Consider the following 15,771-nt stretch of genomic DNA (forward strand, 5'->3'; position numbering starts at 1 on the left):
GAGTATTGGTGATTGTGGTCATGTTAAGAGTATTATTGTTATCACTTAGTATTGTTTGTGGAACTGCACAAGCAAGTTTGATGATGTCATCACCTACAGGCGCTGGACCGCTTGATAACGCTATCCCCGATTTTGGTGGCGCTGTGATTGATATTGTTTGGGATACAGGTGACAGATTTAACGCTTTCCTTGGTGCGGATGCACTTATGAAGCGTGAAACCGTCACAACAGATTCAGAAACGGGTTTGGCGTCAGAAGAAATTGGCTCTTACTTGTTCAACCCTGAATTATTCTCGTCTTCTTTGATCGGTGGTATTGCCAAACTGGCGATCCGCTTGTCCTTGTACGATGGTGACAACGCTACAATGGAGGGTGTTGACAGTATCGAAGGTCAGTTTCAGGCAAACGAAAACTTTTTGGGTGTGAATGGTGCCAATTTAGGTAACTTCTCAACGGTTGAAACGGTGACGTTTACGCAAAAAGGTGAAGAGATTGTAGACACACCAGAGGGCATGACAGGCTTTTTAGGTGGGCATACTGGCGTAGGTTGGTTTTTTACAGAGGATTCATCCTTGCTTGAGACGGTTTTTAAAGGAATCGAAGAGACAGGTTCACTGCAAATGACGTTTGACGTCGACAAAGTAACTCATGACAAAGTGAAAAACTTAGAGCAAAAAAATTACGTGTCTTTTGGCGAGCCTAACAAGCGTCCAGTGATTGAACCAAAGCCTGACATTCCGACAAAGGTTAATGCACCTGCAGCTTTGATCTTGATGTTGTTGATTGCAATGGGCTGGATTGTAAAAACGCGCAAAAGCGTAGCGTAATAACAAGATAACCGATGGAATACAAAGCACCGCCTATGCGGTGCTTTTTTTTGTTCAACAATCTCTGGAGAACTTCTTGATATCGTGAAATACTTGCTAAATCAGATAGTAAGAAAGTGTTTTCTGAATATGGCAAGAATAAGTATCATGGGGTTGGGGTATGTTGGTGCTGTGTGCTGTGCATGTCAGGCTAACGACGGTCATCAGGTTATCGGTGTCGATATCAACGAGCAAAAGAATAAGCTGATAGCCTCAGGTAAAGCGCCAATAGTAGAAGCACAATTAGATGCTTTGCTCACTAGGGCGGTGACACAGGGTACATTAACCACATCTTCTGATACACAAAAAGCCGTCTTACACTCAGATATATCGTTTGTGTGCGTTGGCACACCGAGCGATAAAAACGGAGGCTTAGATCTCACCTACATAGAGCGTGTTTGTGAAGATATTGGGTCAGCACTCAAAGAAAAATCTGAATTCCATGTTGTGGTTATCCGAAGTACTGTTTTGCCGGGCACAGTGATGGGGGTAGTAAAACCCATACTGGAAGAAATGTCAGGTAAACAAGCCGGCGTGGATTTTGGCGTGGCAACCAACCCAGAATTTCTTCGCGAAGGCACGGCCGTAGAAGACTACAGAAATCCACCTATGACGGTAATTGGGTGTCTGGACGAACGTTCTGAGTCAGTACTGAAAGACCTCTATGCTGACTTGCCCTGTAAACTGATTTCCATGTCAATTGAGTCTGCCGAGTTAATTAAATACAGTTGCAATGCATGGCATGCAACCAAAGTGGCTTTTGCCAATGAAATCGGCAGTCTTGCGAAAGCATTCGATGTCGATGGCAGAGACGTGATGAACGTATTGTGCGAAGACAAAGTACTAAACCTCTCGTCTTACTACATGCGGCCCGCCTTTGCTTTTGGCGGTTCATGCTTGCCTAAAGACCTAAGGGCACTTGACCATTCTGCTCGCAGCAGACATATTCAGTTGCCTCTTGTGCACGCTGTGCTGGAAAGTAATAGGAAACACATCTACAAGGCGTTTAGCCTGATAAACAAGATAGGTAAAACCCGAATAGGCTTACTAGGACTCAGCTTCAAAGCGGGTACCGATGATTTAAGAGAGAGCCCATTGGTTGAGTTGGCGAGTATCCTTACCGGTAAGGGGTATGACCTTCAGATATATGATCCTAACTTAACGTCAGTACCTGAAAAAATGCAGCAAGATGATTCTTTCTCGCGTCACGTACCTTTTCCTTATTTGCTGCGATTGCTTAATAATAACGTTGAGCAGGTATTGAACTTTGCTGACTTGGTGATAATTGGTAACCCTGAACCTGAATTTATCGAAATAGTGAAGCATTTGCCTGATGATAAGGAAGTGCTTGATCTGGTTGGTGTGATGAAAGGCAGAAGCGAAGGTAATCAGCACGGTATTTGTTGGTAAACGCGTATGCTGAATCGGTTGATGACATTCTGTGGTTGGCTACTCTGGTTTAGTGTAGTAGGGATACTATTTCTTGCTGTTCCAGAAGGCACTTTTGATGAAAACAGTCCTAATTATCTGTTTATCATAGGCGCCTTGGGTATTTGGCGCTATGGCGTTGGGATAATGCATTACATTCGCGGTATGATATTTATCTATTTTATCTTTCCGCACCAGCGTAAGTGGGCACATAAAGCCGTAAAGCGCGTTCCTCCCTCACATATCTACCTTATGGTGACCAGTTTTAGAATAGATGCCATGACCACGGCCAAAGTTTATAAGTCTGTCATCCGAGAAGCGATTGAGTGCGGCTACCCTGCCACGGTTGTAGCGTCTATTGTGGAGATGAGTGATGAGATTCTGGTTAACACCTTGTGGGAGGCCTTTTCGCCACCTCCGCATGTAGCGTTGAAAATCGTACGTATTCCAGGAACAGGCAAGCGTGATGGTCTAGCAAATGGCTTTCGATGCATAGCAAAAGACCTTCCTGACGAAACTGCCTTGGTTGCTGTTATAGATGGTGATACTGAGTTGCAACCTGGGGTCATACCAAAATGTGCCCCTTACTTTTCGCTGTATCCCAATGTGGGAGCACTGACAACCAATGAAAAATGTCATGTGTTGGGTTCCTATTTGATGAGCCAGTGGCATCAATTGCGCTTTGCGCAGCGGCACGTCAATATGAGTAGTATGGGGTTAGCAAAGCGCGTATTAACCCTTACAGGGCGTATGTCAGTGTTCAGGGCTGCAGTTGTTACGCAAACCGAGTTCATCCAAGATGTCGAAAATGATCATTTGGAACACTGGCGTTTAGGCACTTTCAAGTTCCTCACCGGTGATGACAAATCAAGCTGGTTTTCGTTAATGAAGCGCGGTTGGGATACCTATTATGTGCCTGATGCGCTGATCAATACCTGGGAGCATCCACCCGATAAGAACTTTTTACGCGCAGCCAGACAATTAACGTTTCGCTGGTCAGGTAATTCTCTTAGACAAAATTTTCGTGCCACTAGGCTAGGGCTGCGGCGGCTGGGATTGCTAACCTATTATGTTTTATGGGATCAGCGAATTTCCATGTGGACAAGTTTGGTTGGGTTGGCTGCTGCCATTGTAGGTGGGTTAAAATATGATATTTTCTTCTTGATCATGTATCTGCTGTGGGTGGCGTTGACGCGTTCTTTAGTCGCGATTTTACTACGCCTATCAGGGCATAACGTGGGGCCCTTGTATCCTGCATTACTGTATTTTAATCAAATATTTACCGCTCTGATGAAAGTCTATGTGACATTTCGTTTAGACAGGCAAAGCTGGACAAGACAAAAAACCGCTAGCAAAAAGAGTGATGATACCTTTCAGAGGTACTTCAACGTAATTTCAACCAGGCTTATGACATTTGGCGCATTTTGCCTGTTTTTCGCATTCATTTTGCGACTTGTTTGAATATAAAAATAAGGTGACAAGTTAATGAACACTGGTTCCGATTCTAATTCATTGGTTCACGAGTCAGAAACCCAAAGACGGCACTCGCGGGTCAAAATTCCCAGTACGCTCGTTATGAAAAACGAGCAGGGTGAAGAGAAAAAATATCCATTGCTGGACATTTCAGCCAGTGGATTTGCCATTTCCGGTGAAGAACTTGAGTTAACAGCCGGGGATGTTAGATCCGGTATAGTACATTTTCAGTTTGACAGTCTTGAAATTGGACTTAAAGTCAATTTCCAAGTTGTGGCGAAACACGGTAATGACCCCGTAAGATACGGCTGTGAATTTCATAATTTAGGGCGCGAGGAAATTTCCACGCTGCGGACTATTATCACCAAGTTTCTGAGCGGTGAGGTCACCCAACTCGATGATATTCTCACCACGCTTTCACGGGAAAACTTTGCCAAAGAGCGGGTCGACTTTTCGAAAGCGTTATCGGGTTCTGAAAAACTTCGGGCACTGATATTTACCGGCGTTTTTGTCTTTTTAAGCTTGCTAGCGTTTGCCTATGTACTGTTCAGCATTCATCAGTCGTTCTTTGTTATCAAAGCGGATACTGCCATAGTATCGGCGCAGACTTCAGTGGCTACGTCGCCAAGGTCTGGGCCCGTTACGTTAAAAGTAAAAGAAGGCGATAAGGTTTCCATAGGTCAGCCGATTGCCGTTATTGAATCCCCGGCGCTGTCTGATACTTCATCCATTGCCAGTGCCGCGGGAATTTCAGATGAAGACCTGAATGCCTTACTAGGTAAGACGGTCAGCAGTGTTATTGAAAGCCGTTGCAATTGTGAGGTAGTTAGCCTGAGAGTGAGTGAGGGTGAATTTGTATCAGCAGGCCAGACCATTGCAAACTTTGGAGAAGATAACACCCAAACTATCGTGTTGGCGCGATTTGCTCACGACGTACTTCAAGATATCGCAGAGGGTACAAAGGTAGATGTTTACATCTCACCAGAACAGGGACAGATATCAGGCGTAATTACTAAGCTGCAAGTGCCAGAGCCTATTCGCTCTGAGGAACACCGTGTTCACAGTGTGCTGGCAACCATAACCACAGATGAAGCTATTCCATTTAAATACCTCAATCGTCCCGTGACTGTAAAAGTGGGCGAGCTCTCTGGTTTTTAGGATAGGGTATTGTGGCAACGCGTAATTGGATTTTGAGCAAAGCTATCATTGCTGGGGTTATCCTGGGTACTGGCACATTACAGGTGTTATCTGACGAGGTACCTCAAGCACTGCAATGGGATCCTTGGGTGTCATTTGCTGTATCAAGCAGAGACCTTAACCACCGCCCCGGCAATAGTAGTCTTAATGAAGACAATGCCTATATCCAGTTGCGTTTGGCAGCAACTGGCAGTGTATTTCAGCGAGCTGACTTTAGCTGGAAAGTCGATACTAGGACCTATTTATCGAGCAGCAACGTGGTCTTGTTTGACGACGACACAGATACGGTTAGAGAGCCCAACTCGGACAACAATTATTATTTTCAATTGCGCGAAGCATGGATCCGCTATCACGGATTAACATCTTTGCCGGGTGAACACCTGACGCTTGGCCTGCAACGTCTGAGAAATGGTGATGGACTGTGGTGGGATGTCGATATCGAGTCATTGACCTGGCAAGGTGACACGACGCAGTTGGATTGGTTGTTAGCGGTGGGCGAGGAGTTTGATACCTACCGAACTAATTCTGACCTGATTACACGTGCAGACAATACCTTGCGTTGGTTTGGAAATATAGCGTGGGACTGGACGGCCTATCACAATATCGGCGCAAGCTTCATGCAAAGTAAGCAGGATTTGAAGGATCTCAGTCAGGCTAGACAAGATACATCGATTGGTGCGAATGCCGACAGTCTGTGGTTTGGTATTAAGGTGTCCTCAGGTTGGGATCAACGTAACCCGTACCGCACTTTTGCCTACAAAGCTGAGTGGATAATGCAGCAGGGAGAAAGTGTACAGCCTTTTGATGGCAATATGCTGACATACCGAGATATCAGCGCTCAAGCCCTGGATTTTGGCCTTCGCATCGATTTAGAGCGAATGTCTCTAGGCGCTATGTATACCAGAGCAAGTGGTGGAGAAAGCGCGGAAGAATCCGAGCGCTTTAGTCAGACAGGCGTTCATACCAACCGCACACGTGCGTTTGGCAATCGACAGTATTTGTTCCGATTTAACGAAGCATTCAGAGCGGATATCAGTAACCTCACCTACCATGGTCTGTTCGCGACCTGGAATCCAGACCCAAAATGGGAGAGTGTGCTCCTGCTTGGTCACTACCAAAAAACGGATAACGCGTCTCCGGTATATGTAGGTGGACGTGAAATCGACGTGATAGACGGGCAGTCAAATGTAGGTAAGAGTGTTGATATCAATGTTACCTTTTATCCCGAAGACGGTTGGTTTCTCAATCTTAATGTGTTGCGCCTCAGAGCGGGTTTTTTTGACCCAGGCACAGGGCTGACAAACCAAAATAATGACTATCGCATTACGCTTGAATCGCAATTCAGGTACTGAAATTATGCTTAAAACGATTGTTTGCATCACACTAATGTCATTCTCCTTAGCAGCTAGTTTTGCGGGAACAGTTAACAAGGTGCCTTTATCTGTCGATGCAGCTACTAAGCCAATCATTCCCGACTATACGGTTTATACGCCAGACGCTGTGAGAGAAAAAATAACGCTGCCGCAGCGTCAAGCGACTGTGTCCATCGACAGGTTAGAAGCGTCAAGGGAGTACTTGCGTTCGGTTTACTCCCGCAATTTTCTTATGTTTGCGAATATTCAAAAACAACTGCCCCGCGGGATTTTTATCGACGGTGGGAGGATTACGCTCACCGCATTGTCTGAGCAACTCCCGCGGTTGGTTAAACGCCTTGATTCAGGAATGTTTGTCGCGCGCTTGCCCATTATTATTGAGGCTGATGCCGCATTGTTGATTGAGCCCGGTGATACGTTGCGTTTATCGGCGGAACGAGGTGCCTTTATTCACAGTAACGGCAAGCTGGTGGTAGACAGTGCCCGTGTTGAAGGTTGGCTTGAAAGTACAAACAGTTATAGCGTTTACTCAGGTGATGAGAAGGCATTCAGGCCATTTATCCAAAGCTATGGTGGTAGTGAAACCTTCCTTATCAATGCAAAATTTACTTCTTTAGGACATGATTCCGGTGGCTCTTACGGTATCAGTCTTAAGAGTGCATCGCCTAAACTCCTCACCAAATTATCAGGTGCAGAGCGGCAGCAAACCGCAAAACCGCCAACCGGCTATATTGTTGATTCTGAATTTAATGATTTGTATTTCGGATTTTACAGTTTTGGTGCAAAAGACGTGGTTATTGTAGGTAATCGTTACAATAATAATATTATTTATGGCATAGATCCTCACGATTATTCTGTCAATCTACTGATTGCTGATAACACAGTGGTAGGTACGCAAAGACACGGCATTATCGTTTCTAGGCACGTCAACGACAGTTTTATCGTGCACAATGTGTCAAAAAATAACGCGCGCACAGGCATTATGGTAGAGCGTGAGAGCCGAAACAATGTTGTGGCATTCAACGAAACTTATAACAACCAAGGTGACGGCATAACAATTTACGAGTCACCTAATAATCTGGTGTTTGGTAATAGGGTATATGATAACGCAGATCACGGTATTCGGGTGCGCAACAGTACCGACATCAAACTGCATCACAATATTGTTTTAAATAATCGCGGGGCAGGCGTGTATTTTCATGTCCGAGACCTCAGCTATCAGACCGAGCGTGATCTAAACATCGATCCCTATCGCATGGAAAGTTCAGGTGAGGTAATAGGCGGCTTAATTGCTTATAACAACAGTGGTGGCATCTTTAGTGAAAAGGCTTTGTCGTTAACGCTCGCACAGTTAAGACTGGAAAGTAATGGCAGTCGACCATTCCGTGGCGATCTGGAGCAACATTATGCTGCCATTAAAGTAACGACTTGGGACAGTCAGAACGCCGCACAGGTCGTTTTCGAGCATCAACAGGCAGGTGATAATGAAAACCCATAAGTTATTTATACTATTGGTAATTATAACCGCTGCGGGCTGTGCAAATCTGGCTGACGTTGACAGAGCAAAAAAAGCTATTGATCAACCTATTATAAATGAAGACTACGAGCAAGGTGTAGATGCGTTAATATTTCTAGCGGAAAAGGGGTATGTCGAGGCACAAGGTGAACTCGCAAGTTTATATGCTAAGGACCCTTCACCTGATGCCAAGGCACAGGCCGCACGCTGGTTTACAGAGGTAAACCAGCACACCGATAGGTATATGTCTAGGTATGTACGATGGTTGGCTAACTACGCGCAGCAAGATGATGCATTGTATGATGAGGCAGTGCTGTTATTGCAACAACAAATGCGTAGCGATGGGGATGTGGGTCCTGAGTTGGTAAGGCTCTTGGCGGCAAAGCAAACCCTCAGCAATGATACGCTGCGCAGTATAGTCAACATGATAAGCGGACCGGACGCAGAGGAAGATGGCATAAAAGTACTGGCCTATGCTGATGATTTGGGACCGTTTCTCGCTGAATTTGATGCGTTGTGCCAGGCTAATTTACAAATGAAATACGAGTGTTTGCTGGCTCGATTGCGATACGCAAAATTGCACGACAGTGAAAGTCTCGCTCGCATTGTTTCACAGGCAAATGCCGCTTACATGCAAGGTGATATTGATGATGATCACCTTACACGGTTACTCAGCCAATTGGTCACAACGGAAGGTGGAGCCGTGCCCAGCTATCCTCAATTTGCGCGATTACTCGTTGACGGTGCACTCACCGGCAATGATGCGCTCTTTTTGCGATTCGCTAAACTGGACGAGGCATATGCCACAGGTAAAGCGGATATTCTGGCTCGACTTGAGCAGTTACACGAAGCCGGTAACGCTGAAGCCAGTGTCATCCTGGCGAATATTCATATTGAAGGTAAACACCTAGTAGCAAGGCCTGCTGTGGGTGAGCGATATTTACAAAGTGTACTTGCCCATGAGGATGCTAAATTCTTTTTAGGGCGACTTTATTTATCCGGACGGCTTGGCTATGTGAAATTGCAACAAGGTGTCGACCTTCTGGTTGATTCAGGCAGACAGGGAAATCCCCAGGCATACAGAGAACTGATGAGAGTCTTTTCCGGCATGCGGGGTGTGCAGGTGAACGGTGTGTACGCACATACCTTTGCAGGTGTATTCAAATTATTTGGTTACACCTTGGCTGAGCGCGATCAGGCGCGCTTGGACGCTTTAACTCTGACAAGCCAAGAACGGACGCAAGTTGACAATAACATCAAAAACGAAATGGCTAGCGTTGACACCACGGAGTCATGAATGGGCGTAGGTAATAAGATGATTTACAATGAAATAGGCCGGTAGGCAAACGCATGGTCTTCTCTTCTAGCGTATTTCTTTTTCTCTTCTTACCACTATTTCTAAGTTGCTATTACCTAACACCTTTTCGCTATCGCTCGGTGACAATTATTGTCGGTAGTTACCTGTTTTACGCATGGTGGCGCGTTGACTTTTTGTTGCTATTTGCGCTTGTTACCATGTGGAACTTTTGCATTGCGAGACAAATACACAACAATCTCGAGTGCAAGCATCGCAATGCGAAGCGCTGGTTAACACTGGGGTTGAGTGGAAACCTGAGCGTACTGGGCTACTTCAAATATGCTAATTTTGGCGTTGAAAGCCTCAATAGTGCGCTTGCCAGCGTCGGGGCAGCGCCACTTTCCTTGGGCGAGGTAATACTGCCCATCGGCATTTCATTTTATATTTTTCAGGCGATCAGTTATTTAATTGATGTGTACCGAAAAGACACGCCTCCCGCGGCGAGATTCATTGACTTTGCCGCTTTTATTTCTCTTTTTCCCCAATTAATCGCAGGGCCGGTACTCAGGTACAAAGACTTGGCCAGTCAGTTCGATTCACGGCAGCACTCATGGACCGTGTTTGCCTCAGGTGTAGCCGTATTTATTCAGGGTTTAATTAAAAAGGTACTGATTGCAGACAATGTTGCACCTATTGCCGATACGATGTTTGCGGGTGGTGCGCTCGGTGTTGCTGATGCGTGGCTTGGACTGCTTGCATACAGTGTTCAGTTGTACTTTGATTTTTCTGGCTACAGCGATATGGCCATTGGTTTAGGCCTAATGATGGGGTTCAGGTTTGTAAAAAACTTCAACCAACCTTACATCAGTCAGAGTATCACCGAATTCTGGCGCCGGTGGCACATCAGCTTGTCGTCATGGCTACGTGATTACCTTTATATTTCGTTAGGGGGAAATCGCAATGGCGTATATCGCACATACAGAAACCTGTTTTTAACAATGTTGTTAGGTGGCTTATGGCATGGTGCGAACTGGACATTTGTTGTTTGGGGTATGTGGCACGGGGCACTACTGGCGATCGAGCGTTATTTCGGCACAGCAGAATACTCAGGTTTCAGTATATTGCGTTGGGGTCTAACGATACTGCTTGTAGGTGTGGGTTGGGTTTTTTTCAGGGCAGATGATTTGCCCCATGCAATGGGCTACTTGAGTGCACTTTTTTCTGTGGGCAGTGTCGCAATTTCGGTGGAATATCAATATGCCATTACCCGGCTTTCTGTTACTACCCTGTTTATAGCTTGCACAATAATTTTACTTCAGGGGCTCAAGCAGCATTTCACCGGGTTGCAAAGGCTCCTTGACGCAGCATTAGTTGTGACCTTGGGGCAATGGTTGAAAATGCCGCTCTTTGTACTTGCGCTCATGAGTTTGATCGCATCCAGTTACTCTCCATTTCTGTATTTTCAGTTCTAGGGGGAGCACTATGATTAAAACAATAAATGCAGCTCTTTTTAGTTTTATTCTGGTTGGGTTCTGTATGGCAACCTTGGTCAACTGGCCACAAATGCCTGACGTCAGTGCGCAAGACATTATTAAAGGTAAAGCCGCATTGCTTGTAGAGAAACAGCTAGAGGACGAACTTCTGTTAAGGCAATCACTCATAAACGCCTGGACCCAGCTTAAATTTAGCATTTTTCAGGAGGGTAAGTCTGGCGTCGTGATAGGTGACTCTGGGTGGCTGTTTAGCACGGAAGAATACGAATGGTCAGCACAAGCTAATAAATACTTTGATGAAAATCTGCGCTTAATCCGGTCGTTGGTTCACTTGCTAAATGACAACCAAGTTAACGTATATCTGGTAATGATACCGACAAAAATAGAGGTTTATCAGGACTACTCACCGTTTGACAGCGCACTGATAAATTACGCGGTTCGCCAAAACATGGCTAACCAGCTGGAGAAATTGCGAATTTCGCACCTTGATAGCTACCCTGTACTGGCTGCATCAGCTAAGACAGAGCAGATGTTTATGAGGACGGATACCCACTGGACACCGATGGGGGCATCTAAGGTGGCGATGGCCATGTCTGAGACTTTCAAGAGTTTGCGTCGAGATACGCAATTTGAACGCACATTGATGCAACCTGAACCCTTTCTAGGCGATTTAGTCACCTTTATTCCTGCAGGTGACGAATGGTTAAATAAAAACCTTGAGCCAGAAAGTCTGTCCAAACCTGTTACCTCCTTAGTTGAAGCGGAATCTGATGACCTTTTTAGCGAGTCGTTGGCACCTGAACTTGCGCTGATTGGCACGAGTTATAGTGCCGATCAGCGATGGGATTTTGCAGGCGCACTGCAGCATGCGCTTGGCGCAGAAGTGGTTAACTTTGCTGAAGAGGGCGAGGGGCCCTTTGTACCCATGCAACGATTTATTGAACAACAGGTCTTGCAGGATTTAGGTATTCGTCATGTAATATGGGAGGTGCCCGTAAGATATATGGTACAAAAACCAACGACCACACAACATTCCATACAGGAACTACGGAGGAAAGAGTGAAGGCAAGGGTAGTCATATTAATAATGGTTTGTCTGTTTTGCTCGGTAGTAAGCGCTGATGAAGCGCTGTATGGGCCTGCGCCACCGCCTGATGCTGCATTTTTTAGGTTGCTTAATTTGTCTGATTCAGAAGTAGCTCTGCAGGTAAGTGAGGGAATGTCCATCGACGTTAACGCATTAGAAATTACCGAATACGGTTACTTACCCGCGTCAGAAATACAGCTAAAGGTGAATGAAAAATCGATAGCTGATGGCCTCCAGCCTGGTCAACAACTTACCTTGGTCTATTTCGGAAATCAAGGTGGCAGCATAGTGATTGAAGATACGCCCTTTGACAATAAACGCATGGCACTGCTGAGACTTTACAATGTTAGCCATAACGATGATCTTTCAATGAAAACGTTGAATGGTAAAACGACTATTCTTGACAATATCGCATTTAAAAGCAGTAAGGAGCGCGTCATTAAAGCGGTAAAATTACCGGTCGCACTATATCGGGGAGAGACGCGTGTGATTGAATCAGAACCTCTCTTGTTGCAAAAAAATAGGGTTACGAGTGTCTTTGCTATTCAAAACGAAAATGGCACCTCTTTGCTTATCACGGAGAGTGAGCAATGAAAAAATGCCTGAGTGTAATAGCGCTAGCCTTGCTTGTTTATTCTGCTTTTTCGTCGGGAACATCACGCGCAGACTCTCCATATACTGTTAAGACTTATCCAGCCACTTGTGCCGCGATGAATGATCAAGCCGCTTACGATACGAGTTATCTAAAAAGTGTTTGGAGAATTCAACAGGGAGAGGAGGGATGGTTATCTACATCAAGACGTGATTTTCCTCCCGAGTTTGGTCTCAAAGACCGTATAGGCGCTAAGGAGTTAGACCGGTTAGTCAGTTATTTGGCGAAACAAGGTATTAAATTGATGCTAGTGTACCCGCCGACTCGTGGCTTGCTTTACCCTGAGTTGACCAGAGCAAGCGCAGCGGGTTATCAGGTAGAAGATAAGCGAAAAGCCTATATCACAGCGCTTCAGTATTTTCGTGAGAAAGGCATTTACGTGCCCGATTTTGCATCTGCGTTTGAGCACAATGGCGAGCCTTATTTGTTCTTTCCAAAAGATGCGCATTGGTCTCAGGCGGGGGCCATCTATTTTGCTAAAATGATCGCTGATGAGATGGCGGAACTAGGATATCGCGATAAGGGGCCTGCTAGGTTTGAGACAACCTATAGCGGTATTATTGCAAACAACGAGAATATCCAAAATGGGGTGGAAGATCTGTGTGACTTCAGTTATCCCAGGTTATATGTGGAAACGCACGTCACTACAGAGTTAGTGTCTGAGGAGGGGCTGTTTACCGATGAAGCAACTGATGATCCCCATGTTGTGCTTATTGGCACCAGCTTTTCAGCCCAACGCAGGTTTAACTTTTCAGGGTACATTCAGCAGTTTTCTAATATTCCAGTTATTGACTATTCAACCACGGGCGGTGGTTTTACGGGCTCGTGGATAAACTACCTTAAATCAGGCGATTTTGAAAAACGAAAACCCGATCTTATTATTTGGGAAGTGCCCGGTTGGTGGCAGTTTGAAGCCAGATATTTTGATGCAATTTTGCCTTATTTCCAAAACGGCTGCGATTCTACTAACACTATGATGCTGGCGAGTTCAGTGAAGCTCAACCCTGTGTCAGGGAAAAAGAATGCGCTCTTTTCAACTGAATTTGCCAATGTTAGGTCGAAAAATCTGCTTTTTGATGTGCGATTCTCCCATTCCAATATAGAGAATGTCAGTGTACGAGCCTGGTTTTCATCGGGGCTGTCAAAAGGGTTTACGCTGCGTCGTGAGCCAGGCACAACAACTAGCGGCCGCTTTTTGTCAAACCTTGGACTGGATCATAAATACGTAAACGAAGGGATTGTTGCATTGGATGTCGAGAATATCTCCTACAGAGGCAAAACATCACCTCCAGATAAACTGACGACCGATATTCGCATCTGCCGCTCGCAATTACCCTACGTGGACTAGGGTAAAGCAAAGTTATGTTTCGGGTTATATTGCTCTTATGCTTGAGTTTTGCGTTGGTGAGTTGTTCGCGTACACCTGTGGTTTTCCCCGCGGGTTTTGCAAAACAGATAGCACTGAAAGAATCGGCAGCAGAAACGGACTGCAAAGTGCCTGCTGCATATACAGATTCATTAATTTTCCCAAGTAAATATGAGGGCTCAGATGGCTCTCGTGATCAGTTGAATGAAGAAAGCGAAGCGCGTTATCGGGCACAGACAAGACAAATTAATCAATTTAGTGCGGGCATAGCAAAGTTATCCAGCAGGCTATACCGAGACAAGGGCGAACGGCAGGATTATGAATGTGTGTTATCCAGGTTGGCAGAATGGGCAAGTCAAGGTGCCTTGCTAGCTGAGGCCAATGGTACCGGTAAAGCGATTAGAAAATGGAACCTCGCGCTGTTGAGCAGTCAGTATTTGAAGCTTCATGATTTGCATAATAGTCTTCAGGATGAACCGCTTCAGGATAGCCGAAAGGCCATAAAAACCTGGTTGAGTAAGCTGGCTGATAAAGTGATTACTGATTATTCAGACATACCGCGAGACAAGATAAACAACCACCAGTACTGGGCTGCGTGGGCTGTTATGGTAACAAGTGCAGTTACCCAGTCACGTACCCACTATAACTGGGCGAAAGCGCAATTCGAAACTGCACTAGCACAAATTAATTCAGAAGGTTTTTGGCCAAATGAGTTAAACCGTGCGAGTCGCGCTCATCAATATCACAATTTTGCAATCGCACCTATCATCACGGTGGCACGCTTTTTACAAGTAAATGGCGACTTGATTCAGGGGCTAGATCCACGCTTACAATTATTGGCACGTAACGTATTAATGGGGATCGAATCACAGGCATTGTTCTTTAGCTTGACTGATCAGCAACAGGTTGACTATCCCATAACAGAAAGAGGGCGGCTTGCTTGGTTGCCTGTTTATCACATGATGACGGACGACCCTCTTGCAAAATTGATGTTAGAGAAATACCAACCTGACGGATTTACCCGCCTTGGCGGGGATACTTCAAGCCTGTTTAATGGATAATCGCTTAAAGTTGGTCATTGAGTTTTGTGAAAGCCCGGTATATTAAATCTTCAACGCAATCATCAGCGGCGCTCGCTACAATGCTCGCCTTAAGTGTAACGGGGAGTGGGGTTTCGACATCGTCTAGCGCGCCGTTTATGCGTTCAATAACTTTGGCTAACATCGCTTCAGTGTCATGTAGCGGTACGTTGCTTAACAGGGCGACGAAACTGGTTGGGTCGCAGCGACCCACTAGGTCTGAACTTCTGAATAATGACAGGAAATGCTCTTTTATCAAAAGGAGTACGTGAGCATATAAGGTTTCATTGGTGCGAAGACTCAGTAAACCATCCACAAATAGAAACGCCAAAGACGCGTCTAAGTTATGTTGCCTGCAAAAATCTAGACTGTACTGCCCAAGTAAGCAAAATCCTTGTTTATCAGACAACTGAGTCTCTGAATCAACTGAGACCTGCTCTTGGTTGACCAACTCTAGTTCAATGCACCTTTTCAAATCAGTGAGTAAATGCTTTTCATCCTGGCTTAAGGTTCGCGGCTGTTGATCAATTAAACACAAAGTACCCAGTGGAAGACCATTTGGGTGGATCAGCGGTGCGCCAGCATAAAATCTGATTTGAGGATCATCGGTTACCAATGGGTTATCGGCAAATCTGTCGTCTTTTAGTGCATCTTCAATAACAAAAATGTCGTGTTGTAATATCGCATGGGCACAAAAAGACACCTCTCGTGCGGTTTCGCTGGCCTCCAAACCCACTTTGGATTTAAAACATTGTTTGTCTTCATACACCAGAGAAATCAAAGCTATGGGAACATTGAATAGGTTTCTGGCTAAGTGGGTTATTCTGTCAAACCTTTCCTCTGGTAACGTTTGCAATAAATTAAGTGATTGCAAGGTTCTCAGGCGCTCTTCTTCATTGGGGTGGAAGCTGGGTGTTAACACAATGATTCCTTATTTAAAAACCT

General features: G+C 45.3%; 13 protein-coding genes. 12 read left to right on the forward strand and 1 reads right to left on the reverse strand.

All coding sequences use genetic code 11. The features are described from left to right. Nucleotides 1–20 precede the first annotated feature (20 nt). From DRW07_RS06250 to DRW07_RS06305, 12 genes are all read left to right on the forward strand, one after another. On the forward strand, nt 21–827 hold the full coding sequence (locus DRW07_RS06250; RefSeq protein WP_124027042.1) for a hypothetical protein: 807 nt from the start codon (nt 21–23) through the stop codon (nt 825–827). A 129-nt stretch (nt 828–956) separates the two neighbouring features. Beyond that, nucleotides 957–2,276, forward strand: coding sequence for a nucleotide sugar dehydrogenase (locus DRW07_RS06255; RefSeq protein ID WP_124027043.1), 1,320 nt, complete (start codon nt 957–959; stop codon nt 2,274–2,276). Between the two features lie 6 nt (nt 2,277–2,282). Beyond that, nucleotides 2,283–3,755 (forward strand): glycosyltransferase family 2 protein, encoded by a 1,473-nt coding sequence (locus DRW07_RS06260; RefSeq protein WP_124027044.1) that lies wholly within the window; start codon nt 2,283–2,285, stop codon nt 3,753–3,755. 24 nt (nt 3,756–3,779) lie between these two features. Continuing rightward, nucleotides 3,780–4,925, forward strand: coding sequence for a PilZ domain-containing protein (locus DRW07_RS06265; RefSeq protein WP_124027045.1), 1,146 nt, complete (start codon nt 3,780–3,782; stop codon nt 4,923–4,925). A gap of 11 nt (nt 4,926–4,936) precedes the next feature. Further along, complete coding sequence (locus DRW07_RS06270; RefSeq protein ID WP_165870423.1) at nt 4,937–6,316, forward strand: alginate export family protein; 1,380 nt, start codon at nt 4,937–4,939, stop codon at nt 6,314–6,316. A gap of 4 nt (nt 6,317–6,320) precedes the next feature. Beyond that, on the forward strand, nt 6,321–7,835 hold the full coding sequence (locus DRW07_RS06275) for a right-handed parallel beta-helix repeat-containing protein (RefSeq protein WP_165870424.1): 1,515 nt from the start codon (nt 6,321–6,323) through the stop codon (nt 7,833–7,835). Continuing rightward, nucleotides 7,822–9,150, forward strand: a complete 1,329-nt coding sequence (locus DRW07_RS06280) for an SEL1-like repeat protein (protein ID WP_124027048.1) — start codon at nt 7,822–7,824, stop codon at nt 9,148–9,150. The genes DRW07_RS06275 and DRW07_RS06280 overlap by 14 nt, the downstream gene beginning before the upstream one ends. A gap of 140 nt (nt 9,151–9,290) precedes the next feature. Beyond that, nucleotides 9,291–10,622: an MBOAT family O-acyltransferase gene (locus DRW07_RS06285; RefSeq protein ID WP_240630524.1), complete on the forward strand. Its 1,332-nt coding sequence runs from the start codon at nt 9,291–9,293 to the stop codon at nt 10,620–10,622. A gap of 10 nt (nt 10,623–10,632) precedes the next feature. After that, the gene (locus DRW07_RS06290) at nt 10,633–11,706 is read left to right on the forward strand and encodes an alginate O-acetyltransferase AlgX-related protein (RefSeq protein WP_124027050.1); all 1,074 of its coding nucleotides are present in this window, start codon (nt 10,633–10,635) and stop codon (nt 11,704–11,706) included. Further along, complete coding sequence (locus DRW07_RS06295; protein WP_165870425.1) at nt 11,703–12,323, forward strand: alginate O-acetyltransferase AlgF; 621 nt, start codon at nt 11,703–11,705, stop codon at nt 12,321–12,323. The genes DRW07_RS06290 and DRW07_RS06295 overlap by 4 nt, the downstream gene beginning before the upstream one ends. Continuing rightward, nucleotides 12,320–13,729, forward strand: a complete 1,410-nt coding sequence (locus DRW07_RS06300) for an alginate O-acetyltransferase AlgX-related protein (RefSeq protein ID WP_124027052.1) — start codon at nt 12,320–12,322, stop codon at nt 13,727–13,729. The genes DRW07_RS06295 and DRW07_RS06300 overlap by 4 nt, the downstream gene beginning before the upstream one ends. A 14-nt stretch (nt 13,730–13,743) precedes the next feature. Further along, nucleotides 13,744–14,808, forward strand: a complete 1,065-nt coding sequence (locus DRW07_RS06305) for an alginate lyase family protein (RefSeq protein ID WP_124027053.1) — start codon at nt 13,744–13,746, stop codon at nt 14,806–14,808. 4 nt (nt 14,809–14,812) lie between these two features. Here the strand turns inward: DRW07_RS06305 and DRW07_RS06310 are convergent, their stop codons facing one another. Continuing rightward, a complete protein-coding gene (locus DRW07_RS06310; RefSeq protein ID WP_165870426.1) occupies nt 14,813–15,748 on the reverse strand; it encodes a GAF domain-containing protein in 936 nt (311 codons plus the stop codon). Nucleotides 15,749–15,771 lie beyond the last annotated feature (23 nt).

The sequence above is a fragment of the Paralteromonas sediminis genome, assembly GCF_003820355.1.
GTDB lineage: Bacteria > Pseudomonadota > Gammaproteobacteria > Enterobacterales > Alteromonadaceae > Alteromonas_F > Alteromonas_F sediminis.

What these genes read in the sequence shown, in the direction of transcription:
- DRW07_RS06255 (WP_124027043.1), top strand. Translation starts at nt 957, where the DNA reads ATGGCAAGAATAAGTATCATGGGGTTGGGGTATGTTGGTGCTGTGTGC.
- DRW07_RS06250 (WP_124027042.1), top strand. Translation starts at nt 21, where the DNA reads ATGTTAAGAGTATTATTGTTATCACTTAGTATTGTTTGTGGAACTGCA.
- DRW07_RS06260 (WP_124027044.1), top strand. Translation starts at nt 2,283, where the DNA reads ATGCTGAATCGGTTGATGACATTCTGTGGTTGGCTACTCTGGTTTAGT.
- DRW07_RS06280 (WP_124027048.1), top strand. Translation starts at nt 7,822, where the DNA reads ATGAAAACCCATAAGTTATTTATACTATTGGTAATTATAACCGCTGCG.
- DRW07_RS06265 (WP_124027045.1), top strand. Translation starts at nt 3,780, where the DNA reads ATGAACACTGGTTCCGATTCTAATTCATTGGTTCACGAGTCAGAAACC.
- DRW07_RS06290 (WP_124027050.1), top strand. Translation starts at nt 10,633, where the DNA reads ATGATTAAAACAATAAATGCAGCTCTTTTTAGTTTTATTCTGGTTGGG.
- DRW07_RS06300 (WP_124027052.1), top strand. Translation starts at nt 12,320, where the DNA reads ATGAAAAAATGCCTGAGTGTAATAGCGCTAGCCTTGCTTGTTTATTCT.
- DRW07_RS06275 (WP_165870424.1), top strand. Translation starts at nt 6,321, where the DNA reads ATGCTTAAAACGATTGTTTGCATCACACTAATGTCATTCTCCTTAGCA.
- DRW07_RS06305 (WP_124027053.1), top strand. Translation starts at nt 13,744, where the DNA reads ATGTTTCGGGTTATATTGCTCTTATGCTTGAGTTTTGCGTTGGTGAGT.